This window comes from Amycolatopsis sp. WQ 127309 (assembly GCF_023023025.1).
Lineage (GTDB): Bacteria > Actinomycetota > Actinomycetes > Mycobacteriales > Pseudonocardiaceae > Amycolatopsis.
The window spans coordinates 3,965,268-3,987,166 of the sequence record NZ_CP095481.1; the positions used below are offsets into that span (position 1 = coordinate 3,965,268).

General features: G+C 68.6%; 23 protein-coding genes, 2 tRNA genes and 1 other RNA gene. 14 read left to right on the plus strand and 12 right to left on the minus strand.

Annotation, left to right across the window (positions count from 1 at the left end; genetic code table 11):
* The first annotated feature begins 115 nt into the window (after positions 1-115).
* A complete protein-coding gene (locus MUY22_RS18660; RefSeq protein ID WP_247061263.1) occupies positions 116-625 on the plus strand; it encodes a M48 family metallopeptidase in 510 nt (169 codons plus the stop codon).
* A gap of 306 nt (positions 626-931) precedes the next feature.
* Here the strand turns inward: MUY22_RS18660 and MUY22_RS18665 are convergent, their stop codons facing one another.
* A complete protein-coding gene (locus MUY22_RS18665) occupies positions 932-2,296 on the minus strand; it encodes a zinc-dependent metalloprotease (RefSeq protein ID WP_247061264.1) in 1,365 nt (454 codons plus the stop codon).
* A 101-nt stretch (positions 2,297-2,397) separates the two neighbouring features.
* Between MUY22_RS18665 and MUY22_RS18670 the strand changes: the two genes are divergently transcribed.
* Positions 2,398-3,513, plus strand: a complete 1,116-nt coding sequence (locus MUY22_RS18670; RefSeq protein ID WP_247061265.1) for a PDZ domain-containing protein — start codon at positions 2,398-2,400, stop codon at positions 3,511-3,513.
* 22 nt (positions 3,514-3,535) lie between these two features.
* Here the strand turns inward: MUY22_RS18670 and MUY22_RS18675 are convergent, their stop codons facing one another.
* Complete coding sequence (locus tag MUY22_RS18675; protein ID WP_247061266.1) at positions 3,536-4,087, minus strand: PPA1309 family protein; 552 nt, start codon at positions 4,085-4,087, stop codon at positions 3,536-3,538.
* 152 nt (positions 4,088-4,239) lie between these two features.
* Here MUY22_RS18675 and MUY22_RS18680 point away from each other — a divergent pair, with 152 nt between their 5' ends.
* Both MUY22_RS18680 and MUY22_RS18685 read left to right on the plus strand, forming a co-directional pair.
* Positions 4,240-7,242, plus strand: a complete 3,003-nt coding sequence (locus tag MUY22_RS18680) for a UPF0182 family protein (protein WP_256475967.1) — start codon at positions 4,240-4,242, stop codon at positions 7,240-7,242.
* Positions 7,243-7,308: 66 nt separating this feature from the next.
* Positions 7,309-7,382: transfer RNA gene (locus tag MUY22_RS18685), tRNA-Met, on the plus strand.
* 132 nt (positions 7,383-7,514) lie between these two features.
* On the opposite strand, the gene MUY22_RS18690 is transcribed toward MUY22_RS18685, so the two are convergent.
* Positions 7,515-8,936, minus strand: coding sequence for an FAD-dependent monooxygenase (locus MUY22_RS18690; RefSeq protein WP_247061267.1), 1,422 nt, complete (start codon positions 8,934-8,936; stop codon positions 7,515-7,517).
* A 92-nt stretch (positions 8,937-9,028) separates the two neighbouring features.
* Here MUY22_RS18690 and MUY22_RS18695 point away from each other — a divergent pair, with 92 nt between their 5' ends.
* The 8 genes from MUY22_RS18695 to MUY22_RS18730 all read left to right on the plus strand — a co-directional run bounded on the left by MUY22_RS18695 (position 9,029) and on the right by MUY22_RS18730 (position 15,053).
* Positions 9,029-9,607 carry a TetR/AcrR family transcriptional regulator C-terminal domain-containing protein gene (locus MUY22_RS18695; RefSeq protein WP_247061269.1) on the plus strand — a complete coding sequence of 193 codons (579 nt, stop codon included), beginning with the start codon at positions 9,029-9,031 and terminating at the stop codon, positions 9,605-9,607.
* Between the two features lie 78 nt (positions 9,608-9,685).
* Positions 9,686-9,762: transfer RNA gene (locus MUY22_RS18700), tRNA-Met, on the plus strand.
* 380 nt (positions 9,763-10,142) lie between these two features.
* Positions 10,143-10,643, plus strand: coding sequence for a PadR family transcriptional regulator (locus MUY22_RS18705; protein ID WP_247061271.1), 501 nt, complete (start codon positions 10,143-10,145; stop codon positions 10,641-10,643).
* Positions 10,644-10,707: 64 nt separating this feature from the next.
* The gene (gene prfB / locus MUY22_RS18710) at positions 10,708-11,811 is read left to right on the plus strand and encodes a peptide chain release factor 2 (RefSeq protein ID WP_247061274.1); all 1,104 of its coding nucleotides are present in this window, start codon (positions 10,708-10,710) and stop codon (positions 11,809-11,811) included.
* 180 nt (positions 11,812-11,991) lie between these two features.
* Complete coding sequence (ftsE, locus tag MUY22_RS18715) at positions 11,992-12,681, plus strand: cell division ATP-binding protein FtsE (RefSeq protein WP_247061275.1); 690 nt, start codon at positions 11,992-11,994, stop codon at positions 12,679-12,681.
* A 45-nt stretch (positions 12,682-12,726) separates the two neighbouring features.
* A complete protein-coding gene (gene ftsX / locus MUY22_RS18720; RefSeq protein ID WP_247061277.1) occupies positions 12,727-13,620 on the plus strand; it encodes a permease-like cell division protein FtsX in 894 nt (297 codons plus the stop codon).
* Positions 13,621-13,677: 57 nt separating this feature from the next.
* Positions 13,678-14,160, plus strand: coding sequence for an SsrA-binding protein SmpB (gene smpB, locus MUY22_RS18725; RefSeq protein WP_247061279.1), 483 nt, complete (start codon positions 13,678-13,680; stop codon positions 14,158-14,160).
* On the plus strand, positions 14,157-15,053 hold the full coding sequence (locus MUY22_RS18730; RefSeq protein ID WP_247061281.1) for an amidohydrolase family protein: 897 nt from the start codon (positions 14,157-14,159) through the stop codon (positions 15,051-15,053). The genes smpB and MUY22_RS18730 overlap by 4 nt, the downstream gene beginning before the upstream one ends.
* A 62-nt stretch (positions 15,054-15,115) precedes the next feature.
* On the opposite strand, the gene MUY22_RS18735 is transcribed toward MUY22_RS18730, so the two are convergent.
* The 5 genes from MUY22_RS18735 to MUY22_RS18755 form a co-directional block, all read right to left on the minus strand.
* Entirely contained in the window at positions 15,116-16,450 is a 1,335-nt protein-coding gene (locus MUY22_RS18735) for an acyltransferase (protein ID WP_247061283.1), read from the minus strand.
* A 109-nt stretch (positions 16,451-16,559) separates the two neighbouring features.
* On the minus strand, positions 16,560-16,793 hold the full coding sequence (locus MUY22_RS18740; RefSeq protein WP_247061285.1) for a hypothetical protein: 234 nt from the start codon (positions 16,791-16,793) through the stop codon (positions 16,560-16,562).
* A gap of 119 nt (positions 16,794-16,912) precedes the next feature.
* Entirely contained in the window at positions 16,913-17,554 is a 642-nt protein-coding gene (locus MUY22_RS18745) for a response regulator transcription factor (RefSeq protein ID WP_247061287.1), read from the minus strand.
* 39 nt (positions 17,555-17,593) lie between these two features.
* On the minus strand, positions 17,594-18,727 hold the full coding sequence (locus MUY22_RS18750; RefSeq protein WP_247061289.1) for a sensor histidine kinase: 1,134 nt from the start codon (positions 18,725-18,727) through the stop codon (positions 17,594-17,596).
* A complete protein-coding gene (locus tag MUY22_RS18755) occupies positions 18,724-19,398 on the minus strand; it encodes a sensor domain-containing protein (protein WP_247061290.1) in 675 nt (224 codons plus the stop codon). Before MUY22_RS18755 ends, MUY22_RS18750 begins: the two co-directional genes overlap by 4 nt.
* A 162-nt stretch (positions 19,399-19,560) precedes the next feature.
* On the opposite strand from MUY22_RS18755, the gene ssrA reads away from it, so the two are divergent.
* Both ssrA and MUY22_RS18765 read left to right on the plus strand, forming a co-directional pair.
* Positions 19,561-19,928, plus strand: a transfer-messenger RNA (tmRNA) gene (gene ssrA, locus MUY22_RS18760).
* Positions 19,929-20,112: 184 nt separating this feature from the next.
* A complete protein-coding gene (locus tag MUY22_RS18765; protein ID WP_247061291.1) occupies positions 20,113-20,358 on the plus strand; it encodes a hypothetical protein in 246 nt (81 codons plus the stop codon).
* On the opposite strand, the gene MUY22_RS18770 is transcribed toward MUY22_RS18765, so the two are convergent.
* The 4 genes from MUY22_RS18770 to MUY22_RS49750 are packed head-to-tail and all read right to left on the minus strand — an operon-like array spanning position 20,319 to position 21,857.
* Positions 20,319-20,657, minus strand: coding sequence for a hypothetical protein (locus tag MUY22_RS18770; RefSeq protein ID WP_247061292.1), 339 nt, complete (start codon positions 20,655-20,657; stop codon positions 20,319-20,321). The genes MUY22_RS18765 and MUY22_RS18770 overlap by 40 nt on opposite strands.
* Complete coding sequence (locus tag MUY22_RS18775; protein ID WP_247061293.1) at positions 20,657-21,013, minus strand: hypothetical protein; 357 nt, start codon at positions 21,011-21,013, stop codon at positions 20,657-20,659. Before MUY22_RS18775 ends, MUY22_RS18770 begins: the two co-directional genes overlap by 1 nt.
* The gene (gene tmk / locus MUY22_RS18780) at positions 21,013-21,663 is read right to left on the minus strand and encodes a dTMP kinase (RefSeq protein ID WP_371827676.1); all 651 of its coding nucleotides are present in this window, start codon (positions 21,661-21,663) and stop codon (positions 21,013-21,015) included. The genes MUY22_RS18775 and tmk overlap by 1 nt, the downstream gene beginning before the upstream one ends.
* Entirely contained in the window at positions 21,660-21,857 is a 198-nt protein-coding gene (locus tag MUY22_RS49750; protein WP_371827677.1) for an aldo/keto reductase, read from the minus strand. Before MUY22_RS49750 ends, tmk begins: the two co-directional genes overlap by 4 nt.
* Positions 21,858-21,899 lie beyond the last annotated feature (42 nt).

Genomic DNA, 21,899 nt, shown 5'->3' on the forward strand with positions numbered 1-21,899 from the left:
CGGAGTTGTCGGTGGGTGGCCTTACCGTTGTCGAGTGGTCGAAGCACGGATGCCCTCACTGAGGAGCCGAGGGGACGAGAACCCCTCGTCGGACACACCCGAACACAAGGTCGAAGTGCGGCGCAGCCAGCGCCGGCACCGGACGGTCACCGCGTACTGGAACGACGACACGCTCGTCGTGCTCATCCCGGCGCGGATGACGAGGGCGGAGGAGAAACACTGGGTCGCCGAGATGGAGCGCAAGCTGCAGCGCTCGGAACCACGTCGGCCGGCGTCCCCGAAGGCGTCGGACGAAGCCCTGCTGGCGCGCTGCGCGCAGCTGTCGGGCAAGTACCTGGGCGGCACCGCGGTGCCGGCGAGCGTCCGCTGGGTGCCGCCGATGCGCACGCGGTGGGCGTCCTGCACGCCGGTCGACGCGACCATCCGGGTCAGCGACCGGCTGCGGAAGGTTCCGCCGTGGGTCCTGGACTACGTCCTGGTGCACGAGCTGGCGCACCTGCGCGAGCCCGGGCACGACGCGGCGTTCTGGGCGCTGGTGCAGCGGTACCCGAAAGCGGAGCGCGCGATGGGGTACCTGGAAGGACTGTCGGCGGCCGCCGGGTGGGGGCTCTCCACCGAGGACTGACCGGGTGACGGTTTGGACGGAATCGGGGTGATCCGCAGGTGCGGGTCACCCCGGTTGCGTTGAGGCGTGGCGGCGGTCGGGGTTGGCGAACTCGAGGCTTGGAGGGGTGGTTTCCCTGCTCGGACGGTCGGTCGGCGTGCCTAGGAGGTCGGCTCGCGTGATTGGAGGGTCGGCTCGCGTGACTGGGAGGTCGACTCGCGTGATGGGGGAGTCGACACGGGTGATTGGGGCGACGCGGTGGACGTGGGGCTGGATGCAGAACCGGGCGCCTCGCTGGTGCGGGGCGCCCGGTCTGGTGAGTGAAGCTCAGCTCTTGTCGTCTGGGGTGTCAGTGTCGGTGGACGGGGGCGCGGCCTTTTCGCGCTCTTCGCGCTCTGTGCGCTCCAGCTCGGCCATCGGGTCCAGGTCGTCCGCCGTGCCGCTCTGGCCTACTCGGGCCGAGAAGTCCAGGGGCTCGTCGAGGTCCTCGGCCGTCGGCATCAGGTCCGGATGGGACCACAGGGCGTCGCGCTTCTCGATGCCGTGCTGCTCGCCCACCATGTTCCACAGCGTCGACGCCGCTCGCATGCGGCGGGGGCGCAGCTCCAGGCCCACCAGGGTGGCAAACGTCTGCTCGGCCGGACCACCCGTCGCGCGGCGGCGGCGCAGGGTCTCGCGCAGGGCGTCCGCGCCCGGCAGCCGATCATCGACGGCCTCGGCCACGACCACGTCGACCCAGCCCTCGACCAGGGCGAGCAACGTCTCCAGGCGGTTCAGCGCACCCTTCTGCTCCTCCGTCGTCTGCGGCTCCAGCAGCCCGGACGACATGGCCTCTTCGATGCTCGCCGGGTTCGACGGGTCGATCTGGCCGGCCAGGGACTCCAGCGCCGACGTGTCGACCGAGATCCCGTGGGCGAACTCCTCGACCGTCGCCAGCAGCCGCTGGCGCAGCCACGGCACGTGCGTGAAGAGCCGCTGGTGGGCCGCCTCGCGAGCGGCCAGGAAGACGAGGATCTCGCTGTTCGGCAGCTCCAGGCCCTCGGCGAACTTCTCGATGTTCGCCGGCAGCAGCGCCGATGTCCCCGGGGGCGCCAGCGGGAGGCCGATCTCGGACGACGTCAGCATCTCCGAGGCGAGCTGCGCCAGCGCGTTGCCGAGCTGGGAGCCGAAGGCCATCCCGCCCATCTGCCCCATCATCTGCATCAACGGGCCGGCGGCCTGCTTGGCCTCCTCGGGCAGCGCCTCCATCCAGGCGCCCGAGATCCGCTGGGCGACCGGGTCGCAGAGCCGCTGCCACGTGGGGAGCGTCTTCTCCACCCAGGTGCGCGGCGACCAGGCGACCGTCGACGTCGCGCCCGCGGGCAGGAACGTCACCGGGTCGAGCCACATCTCGGCTAGGTGGGCCGCGTCACGCACGGCGGCGTTCGAGTCGTCACTGCCGGAGAAACCGAGCCGGCTCTCGCCGGTGTTGCCGGCGCTGCCCAGGTTCTGCAGGGCGATCTGCTTGGCGAGATCGTAGTTCACCGGCCCGCTGGAAGTACCGGCCTGACTGAGCATCTGGCCCAGTTGGCTCAGCATCTGACCGAGCTGGTTGAAGGCCTCGGCGCCGGACTGCTGCCCGCCCTCCGAGGGGTCGTTCTCACCTCGTTTGTCGGGATCGGAAGGTCCGAAGCCGAACGGGGGTTTGCTCATGGGTCCACCGTACGCGGGTCGGGCGCCCCGGAGCGCGTCAACCGGACCCATGTGCGTGGCCTTCACCGAGAAGCGAACACGGTCACCGTACGCTGTCGGGCGTGACCAAGTCCTCCGAGGAGAGCACCGAGACCGCCCCCGCGCCCACCCCGCCGGAAACTCCGCCGGAGCGGACCGGGGAGGCCCGGCGGATGACCCGCCGGGGCTGGACGCTCGTGGTCAGCGGCTCGCTGTTCCTGGTGTTCGTGGTGCTCGGTTCGGTCGTGCCGGTGCCGTTCGTGGCGATCAGCCCGGGCCCGACCTACGACACGCTCGGTCGCGACGCGGCGGGCAACCCGGTCATCCAGGTCGCCGGTCACGACACCTTCCAGACCACCGGCGAGCTGCGGATGACGACCGTCTCCCTGCACGACGGCGTGACCCTGTTCCAGGGCCTCGGCTTCTGGGCGAGCGGCCGGTACGCGCTGGCGCCGCGCGAGGAGTACTTCAAGCCGGGCGAGACCAACGAGCAGGTCAAGCAGGAGAACATCCAGCAGCTGCAGGACTCGCAGACCAACGCCCAGGTCGCAGCGCTGCGCAAGCTCGGCTACCCGGTCAAGGTGCTGGCGAAGGAGATCGTCTCCGGCAGCCCCGCGGACCACGTGCTGGCCCCCGGCGACAAGCTGATCACCGTCAACAACAAGAAGATCGTCGAGGCCGCGGACGTGCGGGCCGCGCTGGCCGGCACCCTGCCCGGCCAGACCGTCCAGATCACCTTCCAGTCCGACGGCCAGCCGGAGCGGACCGTGCCGCTCACCCTCGCCTCGCGCCCCGACCGCAAGGAGGGCTTCATCGGCCTCACCGCGGTCGACCGGGCCGACGCGCCGTTCAACGTGACGATCTCGCTGCAGGACGTCGGCGGCCCGTCGGCCGGGCTGATGTTCACCCTGGCGATCATCGACCGGCTCCGGCCCGGTGACCTGGCGGCCGGGCGGCACATCGCCGGCACCGGCGAGATCACCGAGACGGGTGAGGTCGACCCGATCGGCGGGATCTCCTTCAAGGTCGTCGGCGCCCGGGAGGCGGGGGCCACCGACTTCCTCGTGCCCGAGCACAACTGCGCCGAGGCGAAGACGACCGCGCCGTCCGGGCTCAACCTCATCAAGGTGTCCACACTGGACGACGCGCTCGCCCAGCTGGCCAACCTCAAGGCGGGACGGCCGACCGCGTCGTGCTGAGCGGCCGGGCACCCAGCGGCCGTCAGGGCATCAGTGTCGCCTTCAGCGCTTCGATCAGATTCGGGGCCAGGTCCGGGCTTTCGACGATCTCGTCGACGGACTCGTCGCCGTCTTCGGCCGTGCCGATCCCGCGCAGGCGCATGACGCACGAGCGCCCGCCCTCGCGCAGCACCGCGGCCACCAGCCGGGCTTCGGTCCGCTGGGGGTGGTCGGCGGCGGCGCGGCGCAGGCTGTCCGCGTCCGCCTCGGCGACGTCGGGCAGCTCCGACTCCGAGCCCGGCGGCAGCACGATGATCTCCTGCGCCAGCGCGCACCCGATGACCAGATCGGGCCAGGCGATCCGGCCCAGCGCCTCGGCGAGGTCGCCCTCGGGCAGGGCCTCCTGCGCCACCGGCGTCAGCGGGTTGGCCCGGTCCAGCTGCCCGGCCAGCTCCGGCTGCTCGTCGAGCAGGGCCGCCGTCGGCACCAGCGCGAACAGCTGGGGCGGCTGGTCCCAGCCGGCCGCGGCCATGAACTCCTCGATCTCACGGGCGAGTGCGGCGACACCGGGGACGGCCGGGTGCGGTTCGTTCATGCGCACATGGTGGCAGGCGCCCCCGCGCGACGCGGTCGCGAGTCCGGTTTGGGCGGGTCCCGGGAACTTCCTGCGGCATCCGTAGAGTTAGGTCATCAGGAGGCGCACGCGTCTCCGTGTAACAAGCATTCACGAAGACAGGAGCGTGCGCCGTGGCGACTCGGCCCCCGGTGAGCCTGCCGAAGCTGTCCCGGCGCAGCCGGATCCTCCTCATCATCGCCGCGGTGATCGTGCTCGCGCTGCTGCTGGGGGCCCGCCTGCTGGACACGTACGTCGACTGGCTGTGGTTCGGCGAAGTCGGCGCGCGGTCGGTGTTCACCACCCAGGTGGTCACTCGCGTCGTGCTCTTCTTCGCCGTCGGGTTGCTCGTCGGCGGGGCCCTCGCGATCAGCCTGATGATCGCCTACCGCACCCGGCCGGTGTTCGTGCCGATCTCCGGCGCCGACGACCCGCTGGCGCGCTACCGCTCCGCGATCGTCGCCCGGATCCGCCTCTTCGGCATCGGCATTCCGGTGCTCACCGGCCTCATCGCCGGGCTGTCGGCCCAAAGCGACTGGCAGGTCGTGCAGCTGTTCCTCAACGGCACCTCGTTCGGCCAGACCGACCCCGAGTTCGGCAACGACATCGGCTTCTACGCCTTCGACCTGCCGTTCTTCAACTGGCTGCTCGGCTGGCTGTTCATCACCGTCGTTATCTCCTTCTTCGGCGCGCTGATCTCGCACTACGTCTTCGGTGGCATCCGCCTCGCCGGCAAGGGCGGCCAGCTCGCCGGCCCGACCCGTGCGCAGCTCGCCATCACGGTCGGCCTCTTCGTGCTGCTGAAGGCCGCGGAGTACTTCGTCGACCGGTACAATCTGCTGTTGTCCGACCGGGGCGCGCCGCTGTTCATCGGCGCCACCTACACCGACCTGAACGCGGTCCTGCCCGCGAAGCTGATCCTGCTGTGCATCTCGGTGATCTGCGCGATCGCGTTCTTCGCCGGCGCGTTCCTGCGCAACCTGCAGCTGCCGGCCATCGCCCTCGTCCTGCTGATCCTGTCGAGCATCCTGGTCGGCGTCGCCTGGCCGGCAATCCTCGACCAGTTCTCGGTGAAGCCGAACGCGAACGAGAAGGAAGCGACGTCCATCCAGCGCAACATGGACGCCACCCGCAAGGCGTTCGGCCTGACCGACGTCCAGTACCAGCAGTACTCGGGCAAGTCCGACGCGACCGCGAGCGAGGTCAAGTCCGACACCGGGACGATGTCGAACATCCGGCTGCTCGACCCGAACGTCCTCTCCGACACCTTCACCCAGCGCGTCGGCCGCGAGAACTTCTACGGCTTCCCGGCCAAGCTCGACATCGACCGCTACACCGTCGGCGGCACCACGCAGGACTACATCGTGGCGGCCAAGGAGATCAAGACCGAGGGCCTGACCGGCAACCAGACCAGCTGGATCAACAAGCACCTCGTCTACACCCACGGCAACGGCTTCGTCGCCGCGCCGGCCAACACGATCGACCGCGCGGTCAAGGACGCCAACTCCGACGGCGGCTACCCGATCGCCACCACCAGCGACACCCAGAACCCGACCGGCGCCGGCGCCAACGGGGGCGCCCCCGGCATCGAGGTCAAGGAACCCCGCATCTACTACGGCGAGCTGTCCGCCGCGGACTCCGACTACGCCATCGTCGGCGGCACCTCGGGCAACGCGCCCGGCGAGTACGACACCGCCACCGACCGCTACACGTACAAGGGCACCGGCGGCGTCTCGATCGACAACTGGTTCAACCGCCTGGCCTTCGCCGCCGAGTACGGCGAACGGAACATCCTGTTCTCCGACGCCATCGGCGACAACTCGAAGATCATGTACAACCGCGACCCGCGTGACCGCGTCAGCAAGGTCGCGCCGTGGCTGACCCTCGACGGCGACCCGTACCCGGCGGTCGTCGACGGCAAGATCCAGTGGATCATCGACGGCTACACCACCATCAACAACTTCCCGTACTCGCAGCAGACGCAGCTCGGCGCGGCCACCAACGACTCCCTCAACGGCGTCGCCCGCCAGGGCAACAGCTCCATCAACTACATCCGGAACTCGGTCAAGGCCACGGTCGACGCCTTCAACGGCACCGTGAACCTGTATTCGATCGACGACAAGGAACCGGTCCTCAACGCCTGGGAGAAGGTCTTCCCCGGACTCGTGAAGCCCAGCTCCGCGATCTCCGAGGACCTGCGGGCCCACTTCCGCTACCCCGAAGACCTCTTCAAGATCCAGCGCGAGCTCCTGTCCCGCTACCACGTGAGCAACCCGCAGGAGTTCTACTCCCAGCAGGCCTTCTGGAGCGTCCCGCAGGACCCGACCGCGGAAGGCGGCGCCAACCCCGCCGCGGCCGGCGCCGCCAACCAGCCCGGGTACTACGTCCTCGCGGACACCCCGGGCCAGACCCAGCCGACCTTCCAGCTGACCAGCTCCCTCACCGGCCTCCAACGCCAGTACCTCGCGTCCTGGATGTCGGTGTCCTCCGACCCGGTCGACTACGGCAAGATCCGCGTCCTCCAGCTACCCAGCGCGGCCACCGGCGCCACCCAGGTCGACGGTCCGGTCCAGGTCCAGAACCGGTTCCAGAGCGATCCACGCGTCGCGCAGGACCGGACCCTGTTCAACAACCCCAACGTCATCCCGATCTACGGCAACCTGATCACGCTCCCGGTCGCCGAAGGGTTCCTCTACGTCGAACCCGTCTACATCCGGCAGCGCAACCAGAACAGCTATCCACAGCTGGCCCGCGTCCTCGTCTCCTACGGTCCCAAGGTCGGTTACGGCGCGACCCTCCAGGAAGCCCTCGACCAGGTCTTCGGCGCCGGCACCGGAGCGGCCACCACCACACCGCCCCAGTCCGGCCAGCCGACGACGACCACGCCGACCACGCCGACGACCACACCGCCCAACACCGGCGGCGGCAACGCGGCCCTCGACAAGGCCGCCGCCGACATCGAGTCGGCCATCGTCAAACTCCAAGCCGCCCAGAAATCCGGCAACTTCGCCGACCAAGGCGCGGCACTGGCCGCCCTCGACGCGGCCGCGAAGGCCTACCAGTCGGCCAAGGCACAACCGGCCACCACACCCAGCGGGACACCCAGCACCACACCCACCAGCCAGCCCGGCGGGTGAGGTCGACGTCCTAAGTGACCCTGCTTTGCGCCCCTTCGAAACCAGGGCGTAAAGTAGGGAACACGACGCGGGGTGGAGCAGCTCGGTAGCTCGCTGGGCTCATAACCCAGAGGTCGCAGGTTCAAATCCTGTCCCCGCTACGGATGCAGGAGGCCTGTGTCGACGGAGAACGTCGACCGGGCCTCCTTCGCATTTTGCCCTGGGGGTCGAACCCCCAGACCCCCGCCAGGGGGGCTTCGCCGCCCCTGGACCCCCCTTCGGGTGGTCGGGTCCTACTTCAGCCAGGCTTCTGTTTCTCCTGTTGTGTTTGCTACGTAGCCGTCTGGGCGGATCAGAGCCCTGGTTACGTCTGGCCAGGGGAGTTTGTCCACTGCGGCCACCTTGATTTCTGGGTGGGGGGTTTCTGTTGGGGTTGTTGTCAGTAGGACGAACTTTCCTTTGTGGAACCAGTCGCTTGCTTTGCCCGTCTTGGTTTTGAAGTCTGGTAGGCGGGTTCCTGTTGCCGGGTGGGCGTTTTCGTCCGTCTTGTAGGTGATGCTCAGGCCTGATACCAAGCCTGACAAGTAGTGCTGGGCTTGTGGGAGTTCGGACATTGCTCGGAAGACTGTTCGTAGCGCCAACAGTTCTGGGGTCGAGGGGATCAGGGCTGACTGGGCCGCTACGTTTTGTACTACCGCCTCTGCTACTGGGCGGCGCTCTTGTTCGTAGGTGTCCAGTAGGTCTTTGTGGCCGGTGCCTTTCAGGGTTGCTGCTAGTTTCCAGCCCAGGTTCATGGCGTCTTGGACGCCTAGGTTGAGGCCCTGGCCTCCGGCTGGGAAGTGTGTGTGGGCTGCGTCGCCTGCCAGGAGTGCACGGCCTACCCGGTACTTTGCGGCCAGTCTCGAGTCGTCTCCGAAGCGGGATGCCCAGCGGATCTCTTCGACCTTCGTCTCCGCGCCGTACGTCTTGGTGATCACGTCGCGGACCTCTTCGTCCGTCACCTCCGCTCGGAGGTTCGCCGGGCGGTTCAGGCGGTCTCCGTAGGCCAGGCGGTACAGGTTCGGTTCCGACAGCGGGATCAGGCCCGTGTACTTGCCGATGCCGTCCGTGGTGACGATGTTGCGCATCGAACGCCACTCGCTCTGGGCTCCTGCCGGGGTGGCCGCGAACCGGACGTCCGCCACCACGCCGTGGCCGCGGCCGTCGATCCCTTCGAACGGGAGGTTCAGCGCTTTGCGGACCGCGCTTCGGCCGCCGTCGCAGCCCACCAGGTAGGACGCCCGGATCCGGGTCGTCGTGGTGGTGACCGTGACGGCCTCTTCGTCCTGGGTGAACTCCTTCAGCTCCTGGCCTCTGAGGACCTTCACGCCCTGCTCCGCCAAGCGCTCCTCCAGGGCGGCTTCCACTTGGGCCTGGGGGATGCCCAGCTGGTACGGGTGGCGCGTGTCCCAGCCGGCGTAGCTCACCGGGATCATCGCGAAGTGGCCTTCGCCCACCGTCGCGAACGACCGCCGCTCCGCCCGGCCCAGCAGGCCGCGCAGGTCCAGCACCTCCGCGGTGCGCGGCTGGAGGTTCAGGGCCTTCGACAACCCTGTCCGCTCCGCCAGGCGCTCCAGCACCACGACGTCCACTCCGGCCAGTGCCAGCTCGTTCGCCAGCATCAGCCCGGTCGGTCCCGCCCCGGCGACGACCACCGCTGTCGTCAGCTCGTCCATGAGATCCCCTTAACAACGTTAAATTGACGTGCCCCGAGGATGCCCTTAACATCGTTAAGCTGTCAAGTTCGGACACTGAGGAGATCGTGGACATGGCCCTGACCAGGCGGGATATCGCCCGTGCCGGGCTCAGGCTGCTCAACGAGGTCGGCCTGAACGGCCTCACGCTGCGGCTCATCGCCACCGAGCTCGGCGTCAAGGCGCCGGCGCTCTACTGGCACCTGAAGAACAAGCAGGAGCTGCTCGACGAGATGGCGACGCAGATGTACGCCGACGCCGACCGGGAGCCGCCGGAGCCGCTGGGGGAGTGGGAGACCGTCGCCTACCGGGCCCGGGCGGCGCGCCGGATGATGCTGGCCTACCGCGACGGCGGGAAGGTCTTCGCCGGGACCTACCTCGGCGACCTGAGCCTGGTCGGCGAGCACGCGTTCCGCCGGAGCATCGACGCCGGGCTGGACGCGCGGCGGGCGGACCAGGTGCTCTTCACCGTCTACAGCTTCGTCGTCGGGTTCACCATCGAAGAGCAGGCCGTCTACCCGATGCCGGGGCAGCTGGACGAGCGCTACCGGGGCGCGCCCGGCGGCTCGGTGCTCACCGACGTCGACGCGCGGTTCGAGGACGGCCTGGAGATCGTCCTCGGCGGCGCCTGCGGCTGGCTCGGGCTGGCATAACGCCTGGTCAGCGAGTTTTAGGACCCCCCTGTAAACGCCTCGAACGCGCCGTGTAATCTTTCTCAAGTACCACAACGGCGCGGGGTGGAGCAGCTCGGTAGCTCGCTGGGCTCATAACCCAGAGGTCGCAGGTTCAAATCCTGTCCCCGCTACCACCAGGAGGCGCGTTCTCGGGAAACCGGGAACGCGCCTCTTTTTGTCATGTTCGTACGACTTTCGCCGCCGACTTTTCCGTGAAACTGTCGAATCGCTACGGATTCCGTCAGCCGGGCTCTCGTGCCCGATGGTTGCGGTGCGTGTCCACTGTGGGCCAAGCGGGGACGGCCGCCCGGCGAACTCACCTGCCTGGTGGTTGTCACCACCGTCCGGATGCGGCTGGTCGGACCAATGCGTGGTCACCGTGGTTGCGCTGCGTGTCCGGGGTCCACTGTGGACCAGAGCGGATTGGGCCGAACGAGGGGATCTCACTAGCCACAATGGACAGATCCGCTGACCACTGTGGACACAGGCGACGATAAGTGGGAATGTAGAGGACGTGTCCGAATTGAATGCAACAGCCGCCGCCCTGCTCGGTCTGCTCCACGACGGTCCCGCCACCGGCGGGCAGCTCGTCGCGGGCGCCGGTGAGCGCTTCGGTGCCTTCTTCAGCGTCACCCGCAGCCAGGTGTACCGGGAGCTCCCGGCGCTGTCCAAGGAAGGTCTCGTCCGGCTCGGCAAGCAGGGCCCGCGCTCCAGTCAGCAGTACCTGATCACCGCCGCCGGCAAGAAGGCCTTCAAGACCTGGCTGACGTCCGAGGCCGGTCCCGACCACCTGCGCAGCCCGCTGATCCTGCGGCTCGTGCACGCCGGTTCGCTGACGGCCAAGCAGCGCGGGTCGCTGCTCGAGTCGGCGCGCACCAGCTACGGCCAGCAGCTCGACGACGCGAAGACGGCCACGAAGTCGGCCGAAGGGCCCTACGAAAAGGCCGTCGCCGAGTTCGCTCAGGCTCAGGCCAAGGCCGCCCTGAAGCTGCTCGACGCCATCCCGTCGGCCTGAGGTCGACCCCGCCCACGACCGGTGCTCGCGACCGGTCGTGGGTTTTGCCGTAACCTCGACAAACGTGAGTGATGAGTTCGACGCGGCATTGAAGGACCTGACCGGCAAGCTGACGCAGATCGAGTCGGTGATGGACCTCGACGCGTTGCGCGCGCAGGTGGCCGACCTGGAGCAGCAGGCTTCGAGCCCCAACCTCTGGGACGACCCCGAAGCGGCGCAGAAGGTGACCAGCCAGCTCTCCCACCGGCAGAGCGAGCTGCGGCGGGTCAACGACCTGCGCCAGCGGCTCGACGACCTGGGCGTGCTGTACGAGCTCGCCGGCGACGAGGGCGACGCCGGCAGCATGGGCGAGGCCGAGGGCGAGCTGACCGAGCTGGGCAAGGCCATCGACGGCCTCGAGGTCCGCACCCTGCTCTCCGGCGAGTACGACGACCGCAACGCCGTCGTCACCATCCGGTCCGAGGCCGGCGGCGTCGACGCCGCGGACTTCGCCGAGATGCTGCTCCGGATGTACATGCGCTGGGCCGAGCGCCACGGCTACCCGACCAACGTCTACGACATCTCCTACGCCGAAGAGGCGGGCATCAAGTCGGCGACGTTCACCGTGACCGCCCCCTACGTCTACGGCACCCTCTCGGTCGAGCAGGGCACCCACCGGCTCGTCCGGATCTCGCCGTTCGACAACCAGGGCCGCCGCCAGACGTCGTTCGCGCACGTCGAGGTGCTGCCCGAGGTCGAAGAGGTCGACCACGTCGACATCGCGGAGAAGGACATCCGCGTCGACGTCTACCGCTCGTCCGGCCCCGGCGGCCAGAGCGTCAACACGACCGACTCCGCGGTGCGCATCACGCACCTGCCGACCGGCATCGTCGTCTCCTGCCAGAACGAGAAGTCGCAGCTGCAGAACAAGGCCGCCGCGCTCAAGGTCCTCCAGGCCCGGCTGATGCTGCGCAAGAAGGAAGAAGAGCGCGCCGAGATGGACGCGCTCAAGGACGGCGGCTCCAGCTGGGGCAACCAGATGCGCTCCTACGTGCTGCACCCGTACCAGATGGTCAAGGACCTGCGGACCGAGTTCGAGGTCGGCAACCCGTCCGCGGTGCTCGACGGCGAGATCGACGGTTTCCTCGACGCCGGCATCCGCTGGCGGAAGCAGTCCGCGGCCGTTTAACGGTGCAAGGGGTGTTCGCGTGACCGCTCACAGGGGCTTTCCGGGGGTCCGGGTGGCGGAGCCCCCGGCGTGGGGCGTGGGGTACGACCCCACTACGCACAGTGCGCAAACGCCCCTTGCTCCACCCGGGTGGCCCGGGCAACCGGGGCTTCACGAGACCGGTGGGTAGTATGCCGAATCGTGATCCGGCTCGAAGAGGTTTCCAAGGTCTACAAGACCTCGACGCGGCCCGCGCTCGAGCGGGTGTCCGTCGACATCGAAAAGGGTGAGTTCGTCTTCCTGATCGGTCCCTCGGGATCGGGGAAGTCGACCTTCCTCCGGTTGCTGCTGCGCGAAGAGACGCCGAGCAAGGGTCGCGTGGTGGTGTCCAACTTCGACGTCGCCAAGCTGGCCCGCCGCCGGGTTCCCCGCCTGCGGCAGACCATCGGCTGCGTGTTCCAGGACTTCCGCCTGCTGGCCAACAAGACCGTCGCCGAGAACGTCGCGTTCGCCCTCGAGGTCATCGGCAAGCCCGGCCCGACCATCAAGAAGGTCGTCCCCGAGGTGCTGGAGCTCGTCGGCCTCGACGGCAAGGCGGACCGGCTGCCCAACGAGCTTTCCGGTGGTGAGCAACAGCGCGTGGCGATCGCTCGCGCGTTCGTGAACCGGCCGCTGGTGCTGCTCGCCGACGAGCCGACCGGGAACCTGGACCCCGACACCAGTCAGGACATCATGCTGCTGCTGGAGCGGATCAACCGCACCGGCACGACCGTCCTGATGGCGACCCACGACCACGGCATCGTCGACTCCATGCGGCGCCGCGTCGTCGAGCTGCAGCTCGGCCGGGTGGTCCGCGACGACGCCCGCGGCGTCTACGGCATCGGCCGCTGACCGCCCACCCCCGCACGCCCCCGACCCCAAGGACCTGCACCCGACATGCGCGCCAGTTTCGTCTTCAGTGAGGTAATCACCGGCCTGCGCCGGAACATCACGATGACCATCGCGATGATGCTGACCACGGCCGTGTCGCTCGCCATGCTCGGCGGCGGCCTGCTGGCCGTGCGGACGATCGACAAGATGAAGTCCAACTTCCTCGCCGACGTCGAGGTTTCGGTCTACCTCACCGACGACATCAGCGCGAACGACAAGAACTGCACCCAGTCGCTGTGCGAGTCGCTGCGCTCGGACCTGCAGGGCAACGACGGCGTCGAGTCGGTCGTGTTCGAGAACCGCGACCAGGCCTTCGACCGGTTCAAGAAGATCTTCGAGAGCCAGCCCGAGCTGGTCGCCCTCACCGGCCCCGAGTCGCTGCCCGCGTCACTGCACGTGAAGCTGAAGGACCCGGACCGCAGCGAGTCGATCGTGCAGGCCTACAGCACCAAGCCGGGCGTGCGGAAGGTCGACGACCAGAAGAAGTTCCTCGACCGCGTGTTCAACGCCTTCAACGGTGTCCGGAACATGGCCTTCGGCGCGGCGCTCATCATGGCCATCGCCGCCCTGCTGCTGATCGCCAACACGATCCAGGTGTCCGCGTTCACGCGGCGCACGGAGGTCGGCATCATGCGGCTCGTCGGCGCGACGCGGTGGTACACGCAGCTGCCGTTCCTCCTGGAGGCGGTGGTCGCCGGCGCGGTCGGCGCGATCCTCGGGATCATCATGCTGATCATCACCAAGGCCGGCTTCCTGGACTCGGTGTTCACCGGCGACGTGTTCCCGAAGATCACCATGCTGGAACTGCTGTTCCCGGTCGCGCCGATCCTGCTCGGGGTGTCCGTGCTGATCTCCGCCCTCACCGGTTACGTGACGCTGCGCCTGTACGTCCGGCACTAGCGCGTCCGTCCGAAAAGGCAGCTGCTTGTTGCCCAGGTCATCACGTAGAGTGGTCGTATGCCCAAGGAACTTGGCCAGAAGGTGATCGTGTCGAACCGCAAGGCTCGGCACGATTACTCCATCCTCGACACCTACGAGTGCGGTCTCGTGCTCGTCGGCACCGAGGTCAAGAGCCTGCGCGAGGGCAAGGCGTCGCTGGCCGACGCGTTCGCGACCGTCGACGACGGCGAGGTCTGGCTGCGCAACGTGCACATCCCGGAGTACACGCAGGGCACGTGGACCAACCACACGCCGCGACGCACCCGGAAGCTGCTGCTGCACCGCCGCGAGATCGAGAAGCTCATCGGCAAGACCAAGGAGAGCGGGCTCTCGCTGGTGCCGCTGTCGATGTACTTCAAGGATGGCAAGGTCAAGGTCGAGATCGCCCTCGCGAAGGGCAAGAAGGCCTACGACAAGCGGCAAACACTCGCCAAGCGCGACGCGGAGCGGGACATCAGCAAGGCCATGGGCCGCGCGCTGAAGGGCCGGTTCACGGAGTGACGGCCGGGCCCGCCGACGACGCCGACGTCGCGCGCTGGACGGCGTCGCTCGGCCTGCCGGGCCTGGTCGACCTGCACGTCCACTTCCTGCCGAAACCGGTGATGGACAAGGTCTGGGCGTACTTCGACCGGGCCACGACGCACTACGGCACCGAGTGGCCGGTGCACTACCGCACCGACGAGCAGGACCGGATCGCCACCCTGAAGACGCTGGGGGTCCAGCGGTTCGCGCCGCTGGTCTACCCGCACAAGCCGGGGATGGCGCAGTGGCTGACGGAGTGGGCGCTCGAGTTCGCGTCGCGCGTCCCGGACGCGGTACCGACCGGCACGTTCTACCCGGAGCCGGGCGCGGGGTCCGCTGTGGACGGTGCGCTGCGGGCGGGTGCGCAGGTGTTCAAGGCGCACGTCCAGGTCGGCGCGTACGACCCGCGTGACGAGCACCTGACGCCGGTGTGGGGCGCGCTGGCCGACGCGGGCGTGCCGGTGGTCGTCCACTGTGGACACGGTCCGTTGCGGGGCGACTTCACCGGGTTGCAGGTCTTCGAAGAGGTGCTGGCGCGGCACCCGCGGCTGACGGCGGTGCTCGCGCACGCGGCGATGCCGGAGTTCGGCGCCGCGTTCGAGCTGCTCGCCAAGTACCCGCGGGTGCACCTCGACACCACGATGGTCGGCGTGCCGTTCGCCCAGGCGATGTCGCCGCTGCCGGCGGACTGGACGTCGCGGCTGGCGGACGTCGCCGACCGCGTGGTGCTGGGTACCGACTTCCCGAACATCCCGTACTCCTACGCGACACAGCTGCAGGCGATCGCCGGCTGGGCGGCCGACGATCGCCTGGGGGAGCCGTTCCTGCGGGCCGTCCTCCACGACACCCCGCTGCGCCTGCTCAACGCCTGAAAGCCGTGAAGGCCTCCTTCCCGGCCATAAGAGCCGGTAAGGAGGCCTTCACGGCTTTGGCCTCAGCGCCTGATGGTCGCCTGTTCGCTGACGGCCACCGCGCGGCCCAGCAGGCGGGTGCCCAGTTCCGTCGCCGGGATGTGCTTGCCCGCCAAGAGAAAGCCGGCCGTCGCGAGCAGCACCCACGGCACCGGGCCGTGCACGATGCCGTCCGACAGCGGTGCGAAACCGTGGGCGGCGAGGCCTAGCAGGCCACCCGACACCATCAGCCCGGCCACGATCAGCTGCGGCAGCTTCGCCGTCACCGCGACCGTGTCGCGCTGGGTCTCGAAGTGGGCGAACAGCCGCAGCAGGCCCAGCAGCACCAGGCCGCACACCGCGAACCACGCGGGCGCCATGACCAGCCAGAGCACCGTGCCCGGCGCGGGAGTCTCGTAACCGAGGCCGTACACCGTCACGCCCGCCACCACGATCAGCGCCGGCATGTGCCACAGGTAGACGGTCATGAACCGCGCGCCGAGCCAGCTGAGCGCGGAGCCGACGCCCGGTCGCTCGGCGAGCGCGTTGAGCTGCGGGCGGAAGGCGAGCAACAGGCCGATCTGGCCGACGGCGAGGAACGCGAGCAGCACGGTCGGCGGGCTCATGTTCGACACCGGCGCACCCGGCATGCCGATCATGCTGGCCGGGTACGGGCCGAACGCGACCATCAGCGCGGTGACGCCGAAGCCGGCCGCGGACAGCGTCAGCGCGCCGCGGCGGGTCAGCGAACCGAGCCGGCCTTCGACGTAGTGGAAGCCGAGCTGGTGCACCGCGACCCAGACGAAGATCGCGTTGGCGTAACCGAGGTAGCCGAGGTCGTTGAAGCGCGCGACGTCGACGAGCACGCCCGCCACCGCCATCACCAGCGGCACCTTGAGGCCCCAGCGGCGGTGCGCGGCGACCATCACCGGCGTGAGCAGCACGACCAGGACGTACACCGCGAGGAACCACAGCAGCTGCGCGGCGATCGCGCTGGCGACCTGCAACGGTTGCGGCGGGATGCCCAGGCCGCGCAGGAAGTCCGGCACGACCAGCCAGACGGCCAGCAGCGGCAGCACCGGCACCATCAGGCGCCGGATCCGCGCGGCGAGCCACTGGCGCGGGGAATCCGCGCGGCGCAGCGAGATGAGGTTGGCGGCGCCCCCGGCGAAGAAGACCAGCGGCATCACCTGCGAAAACCAAGTAATTGCCCACCAGCCCGGCGTCGCCAGCGCGTTTCCGGTGGCGAGCTGCCCGCCGGAGTAGGAGAGCACCGGCATGACCCAGTGCTGGGCGATGACGGCGAGGATGGCCCCCGCCCGGACGACGTCGAGAAACCTGTCCCGGCCGCCTCGTGCGACCCCCTGGCTTGTCTGCATGCAGTAGAGCTTGGCCGCTTCGACCTGCTGGAACAGCGGTGCTGACCGCCCTCTTCGGGGTCCTGTTCACCCCCAGCCGGAGCGGGGGTTGTCCCTACCGCCGGACGGCTCAGGACTCCCGGATGCCGTCGGGTTCGGCCTCACTGCGCGACGACGCGGCGACCCGGTACTCCCAGCCGTCCTCGGTGAGGCCGAGCTCGTAGCGCGTCTCGATCTTCGGGCCGTCGTGGAGGTGGATGTGCTTGATGACGGCGCCGGGCACGGGCTCGGTTTCCCCGAGCTCCTGGACCCGGCCGTCGAGCGGACCGCCGAAGAAGCGGACGCAGCGGGTTTCGTCGGACATCCGCGCACTCCTCTCGTCGGCGGGTCCGCTCATGGTAGGTGAGGGGACTCGAGGACGCCGCCGTCAGAACGGGTGACCCAGCGTCCACCTTACGGGACTTTTGGTCACTGAACGTCCACTCAACGGCCGAGATAGGTGAGGACAGCACGAACGCGACGGTGCTCCTCCGCGCTCGCCTCCAAGCCGAGTTTCGAGAAGATGTTGCCGATGTGCTTCTCCACCGCGCCGTGCGACACCACGAGCGAGTTCGCGATCGCCGTGTTCGACAGGCCCTGGGCCATCAGGCCGAGCACCTCGGACTCGCGTGCGGTCAGGGCGTCCAGCGGGTTGCGGCGGCCGCGGGCCATCAGCTGGGCGATGACGTCCGGGTCGATCGCCGTGCCGCCGTTCGCCACCCGGCGGACCGCGTCCAGGAAGTCCGCGACGTCCGCCACGCGCTCCTTCAGCAGGTAGCCGACGCCGCCGGCGCCACCCGAGAGCAGCTCGACCGCGTACGACTCCTCGACGTACTGCGAGAGCACCAGTACCGGGAGGCCCGGCACCTCCTTGCGGGCCGCGAGGGCGGCGCGCAGGCCTTCGTCGGTGAACGTCGGGGGCATCCGGACGTCGACTATCGCCAGGTCAGGACGGTGTTCCAGGACCGCGCCCAGCAGCTCGTCGCCGTTGTCGACGGCCGCCACCGTTTCGATGCCCTCGTCGGCGAGCAGGCGGGTGACCCCGGCCCGCAGCAGCACGGCGTCCTCGGCGATCACTACCCGCATCCGGCCCCCAGGTTCTCCGATGATCGGGGCCCAGCCTATTCACCATTCACAGGGGAGGTCAGCCCGGATCACGGTCGGTCCGCCGACCGGGCTGACGACGGTGATCACGCCGTCGATCGTCGCGGCGCGGTCGGCCAGACCGGCCAGCCCGCCGCCGGGCCGCATCTCGGCGCCGCCGTGGCCGTTGTCGGTGATCTCGACGACGACGTGCGCGTCGTCGCGCCACACCTTCACCTCGGCCTCCTTCGCGCCGGAGTGCTTCGCGATGTTCGTCAGCGTCTCGCCGACGATGAAGTACGCCGTCGTCTCCACCGCCGCCGGCGGCCGCGGCTCCACGTTCACCGTGACGTCCACCGGGATCGGCGACTTCGCCGCCTGCGCCGACAGCGCCGCGTCCAGGCCGCGGTCGCCCAGCACCGCCGGGTAGATCCCGCGGGCCAGGTCCCGCAGCTCCGACACCGCGAGCTTCGCGTCCGCGTGCGCCTCGTCGATCAGCTCCCGCACGCCCTCGGGATCGTGGTCGAACTTCGACTTCGCGCGGCCCAGGCTCATCGCGACGGCCACCAGCCGCTGCTGCGCGCCGTCGTGCAGGTCACGCTCGATGCGCCGGCGTTCCGCCTCGGCGGCGTCGACCCCCCGGGCCCGCGACGCCTGCAGCCGCTCGGCCTTCTGCTCCAGCCGCTTCGTGCGGTTCGGGCCCAGCAACGCGATCGCCAGCTCCCCGTGCAGCCAGCCCAGCCACGGCGTCACCCAGATCGCCATCGGCAGCAGCACGATCGACGCGATCGCGATCGCGAACTCCACGCACGCCAGCGGGAACGCCGCCATCAGGTACGCCAGGTCCCGCCACGTCGTCGGGTCGCTCAGCCGGATCAGCCACCGCCGCAGCACCGGCTCGCCGTCGTAGGCCCGCCGCTCCACCGGCGGCAACGGCACCCGCAGCATCCGCCCGGCCCAGCCGCGCTCCCGATCCGCCGACCAGCGGATGAAGCTCGTCGTCGCCAGCAGGATCGGGAACCCGACCCACACCACCGCCGTGCCGACCCCCACCGAGATCCCCGTGACGATCAGCACGAACTGCAGGAGCCGGAAGACGAAGCTCAGGAGCATGTACCCGATCGTGCGAGCCGGGTGCGGCCGCGGGTGCTCGAGCTGGCGTTGCTCCGGCGTCATCCCGCCACCAGGTGCTTCTCTTCGGCTTCTTCCCACCAGCGCTCCATCCGACGGCGCTGGGCCACGGTCGGGCCGAGCAGCGCGTTCGCGAGCCGGGCGTGCGTCCCCGCCAGCGCCTTCGTCAGCGCCACGGACAACGCGATGAACAGCACCCCCAGCGCCGCCCACGGTAGCGCCTCCACCGTCGAGTCCACGGTCAGCCACCGCAGGTCGTCCGACGGGAAGTAGTACGCGCCACCCGGCAGCCACCGGAAGTAGACCGGCAGCCCCGCCAGCGCCAGGCTCGTCGACCAGAACGCCGTCACCAGCGTGAACTCGATCAGCCCGAGTGGGAACAACACGAAGAAGTACAGCAGGTCCCGCCACGTCGACAGATCCTTCAGCCGCGCCTTCCAGCGCAGGCTCTGCTTCCCCGCCGGCAACGGCAGGTACGGCAGATCGACGTGCCGGTCCAGCAACGCGTAGACCCGCGCCCGCTCCATCCGCGCCGCGCCCCGCACCCCCAGCACCAGCAACGCCAGCAGCGGCACCCCCACCCACACCACGACCGTCCCCAGCCCGGCCGCCGTCAACGACGTCAAGACCGTGAACGCCGCCACCCCCAACGGCAGGTTCATCAGCAGGAAAACCACCGAACCGCCGAACGGCGGATCCCGCCTCTCGCTAGCCATGACCTGGCTCCCTTCAGTCCCACGATGCCCCCAAGCATCGTTCGCCGGACCGCCGGCCGACATGGTGCGCGCGGGCATCCCGCCGGTAGGGCTGGCCCTACCGCCGCCCTGGACTAATGGACTGGCGCCACGCGTTATGCTGTACGGGTTGTGTCCCACCAAGGGGGTGAACGGTTTCGACTTTGGACGTTGAGCCAGGAGAAGCGTGCCGGTGCAGGCGAGAGACCACCGTAAGCGTCATCGCAATCGAATAAGCGCCGATTCCAATCAGCGCGAGTACGCCCTCGCCGCCTGAGCGAGTGCGTCTCTGTCGGCCCGGGTGTGCCTCCGACCCGGGTACCGGCATCAGCTAGGAGGCTGAGCGGCAGTCCCGGCCACGGGGACCTGCCGTGAAGCAAACAGTGGCTGGGCCCGTCACTTCAGCTTGTTCGCGTGATTGAAGGGGCCGAGTAGAGACGAAGCGGACTGCGCACGGAGAAGTCCTGTCGATACGCCAGAGGACCCGGGTTCAATTCCCGGCACCTCCACCAGCGTGGTCTTACTTGAACCGTGGTCCGAAAGGACCACGGAGAGTAGGTCCGCGTCGGTAGCAAGATCAAAACCGCCTCCATCCTCATCGAGGGTGGAGGCGGTTTTGTTATCTCCATCACTCGCGCGCTGTTCACCCGATCGGGTGCATGCCTCCACCAGTCCGGCGATGCCGTCCGTGAGGTCGTGCCCCTGGATGACCTCAGCATCGACATGAAGCTTGCTGAAGATGACCTTCGTGATCGCCCGCTTCACGGTGCTGCCGCCGCGCTGGTAGAAGCCTTGTGGGTCGGCGAGGAGATCGAGCGCAGCCATGAAGAACTGGCGGCCGGTGTCGAGCTTGCTGGTCGTATCGGCCAGTTGGCTCTGTATCTCTGCACGCTCACGTTCGATCACCGCGAGCTTGGCCTTGAGACGATGTGTCGCTGGTAGCCGAGCAGGCGCAGGGTGATCGGGTTGAGTTCGATGATGTCCGTCCAGCTCGCTCCTTCGGCTGGCCCGGTGGCGGCCACGGAGAGAGCGACCAGCTCGGCGGCCACCTCTTCCATGTCTGGCTCGATGAACATCGCACCCCAACGACGCAATGCATCCGAGACGAACATGCGAGCTACCGTGACGGCCGTAGGAAGCGCTACCAAGTCGAGCGCGGCCGAGAACCGAGGCCGTTCACGCATCCTGGGGACCTCGGCTTCAATGGGCAGCTCGCCGCTGGTCTGAACGATGGCGGTCATCACGGCGTCCACAGCAGACTTGAACGCTTGACGAGGTATGGCGCTCCCGGCTCACCTGGCTCGGGCAGCCCAAGCAGCTCGTACACAACCTCCTGAAGGTCGGAACCTTCCTTCGACCAGACGCACCCGTCGCCGTAGGTGTCATCGAGGACGCGCACCGCGCTGACGTTGGTGCGGTCGAAGATGAAGATGGCGTCGGTGTACTGGTCGCGACTGAAGCTTCCGGCTATGCCTTGCAGCTCACCGCCGTCGTCCTGGATCGGGCGGAAGACCCATCCGGCTTCGCGAACGGTGACGAGCTGCTGAAGCTCCGGGTAGCGACGAAGGGCATTCTCGTTGTTGATCGGCTGGTTCATCAGCTCACCGGTTCGCTGGGGGTGAGCAACGCCATCAGCTCTCCAGCGATGATCGCCGCGGACTGCTCAGGTGGACGACTGGAACAGTCCACGGTGACCACGGCGAAGCCAGCTTCTTCCAACGTTTCTGTTGCCTGCCGGTAGAAGACGGCTTCGGTGTGGCTGCTGCCGGGTGTGTGCTGGAAGCGGTTGTGCGGCCCGCGTGCCTCCAGCCGCTCAGCGATCACTTCCGGGTCGGCTTCGAGGATTACGGCGAGGTCCGGCCGTTCGGCTTCCTCGTTGAGCTGCCACAAGAACACGGGGTCAACACCGTCGAAGCGCTGGACGACCAAACCGGAGGCCACATAGCGGTCCGAGATGACGAGGTGGCCTGTCTTCAGGAGCGGCCTGATCTCCGTTTCAACGTGGTGGTAGCGGTCGGCCGCGTACAAGCAGGCGAGCGCGTGACCGGTGACGGTCGGCGTCAACTCGGACGCCAGCTTCCCGATAGATCCACTCGACGGCTCGGCAGTCACGTGAACCTGGTAGCCCTCGGCAAGCAGCAGCTGAGCCAGATGCCGAACGATCGTGGTCTTGCCCGCGCCGCCTGGTCCGTCGACACTAACGAACAAGCCGCGTTGATGGTCAGAAGAGGGCCGGAGGTTCATCATCGCCCCTTCGCGACTTCTGGCTGCACGGTCTTGGTGGCCGCTAGTTCGATAGCGGCCATAGCTTCGCGGGTGAGGTTGATCTGATGGGCCGCCAGGTTCTCGTTGAGACGTGCGCTGCAACTGGTTCCGGGGATCGGCAACATCATCGGGGACCGGTGCAACAGCCACGCCAGTGCGAGCTGGGCGGGTGTCACGCTGTACTGGGTAAGCCAGCTCGTGAAGCACGCCTTGAGGCT

Coding starts and splice junctions, on each gene's coding strand:
- MUY22_RS18695 (WP_247061269.1), top strand. CDS start 9,029: ATGGCCCTGACCAGGCGGGATATCGCCCGTGCCGGGCTCAGGCTGCTC.
- MUY22_RS18745 (WP_247061287.1), bottom strand. CDS start 17,554: ATGCGGGTAGTGATCGCCGAGGACGCCGTGCTGCTGCGGGCCGGGGTC.
- MUY22_RS18665 (WP_247061264.1), bottom strand. CDS start 2,296: ATGAGCAAACCCCCGTTCGGCTTCGGACCTTCCGATCCCGACAAACGA.
- ftsX (WP_247061277.1), top strand. CDS start 12,727: ATGCGCGCCAGTTTCGTCTTCAGTGAGGTAATCACCGGCCTGCGCCGG.
- MUY22_RS18775 (WP_247061293.1), bottom strand. CDS start 21,013: ATGAACCAGCCGATCAACAACGAGAATGCCCTTCGTCGCTACCCGGAG.
- MUY22_RS18690 (WP_247061267.1), bottom strand. CDS start 8,936: ATGGACGAGCTGACGACAGCGGTGGTCGTCGCCGGGGCGGGACCGACC.
- tmk (WP_371827676.1), bottom strand. CDS start 21,663: ATGATGAACCTCCGGCCCTCTTCTGACCATCAACGCGGCTTGTTCGTT.
- MUY22_RS18770 (WP_247061292.1), bottom strand. CDS start 20,657: ATGACCGCCATCGTTCAGACCAGCGGCGAGCTGCCCATTGAAGCCGAG.
- MUY22_RS18735 (WP_247061283.1), bottom strand. CDS start 16,450: ATGCAGACAAGCCAGGGGGTCGCACGAGGCGGCCGGGACAGGTTTCTC.
- smpB (WP_247061279.1), top strand. CDS start 13,678: ATGCCCAAGGAACTTGGCCAGAAGGTGATCGTGTCGAACCGCAAGGCT.
- MUY22_RS18740 (WP_247061285.1), bottom strand. CDS start 16,793: ATGTCCGACGAAACCCGCTGCGTCCGCTTCTTCGGCGGTCCGCTCGAC.
- MUY22_RS18755 (WP_247061290.1), bottom strand. CDS start 19,398: ATGGCTAGCGAGAGGCGGGATCCGCCGTTCGGCGGTTCGGTGGTTTTC.
- MUY22_RS18750 (WP_247061289.1), bottom strand. CDS start 18,727: ATGACGCCGGAGCAACGCCAGCTCGAGCACCCGCGGCCGCACCCGGCT.
- MUY22_RS18675 (WP_247061266.1), bottom strand. CDS start 4,087: ATGAACGAACCGCACCCGGCCGTCCCCGGTGTCGCCGCACTCGCCCGT.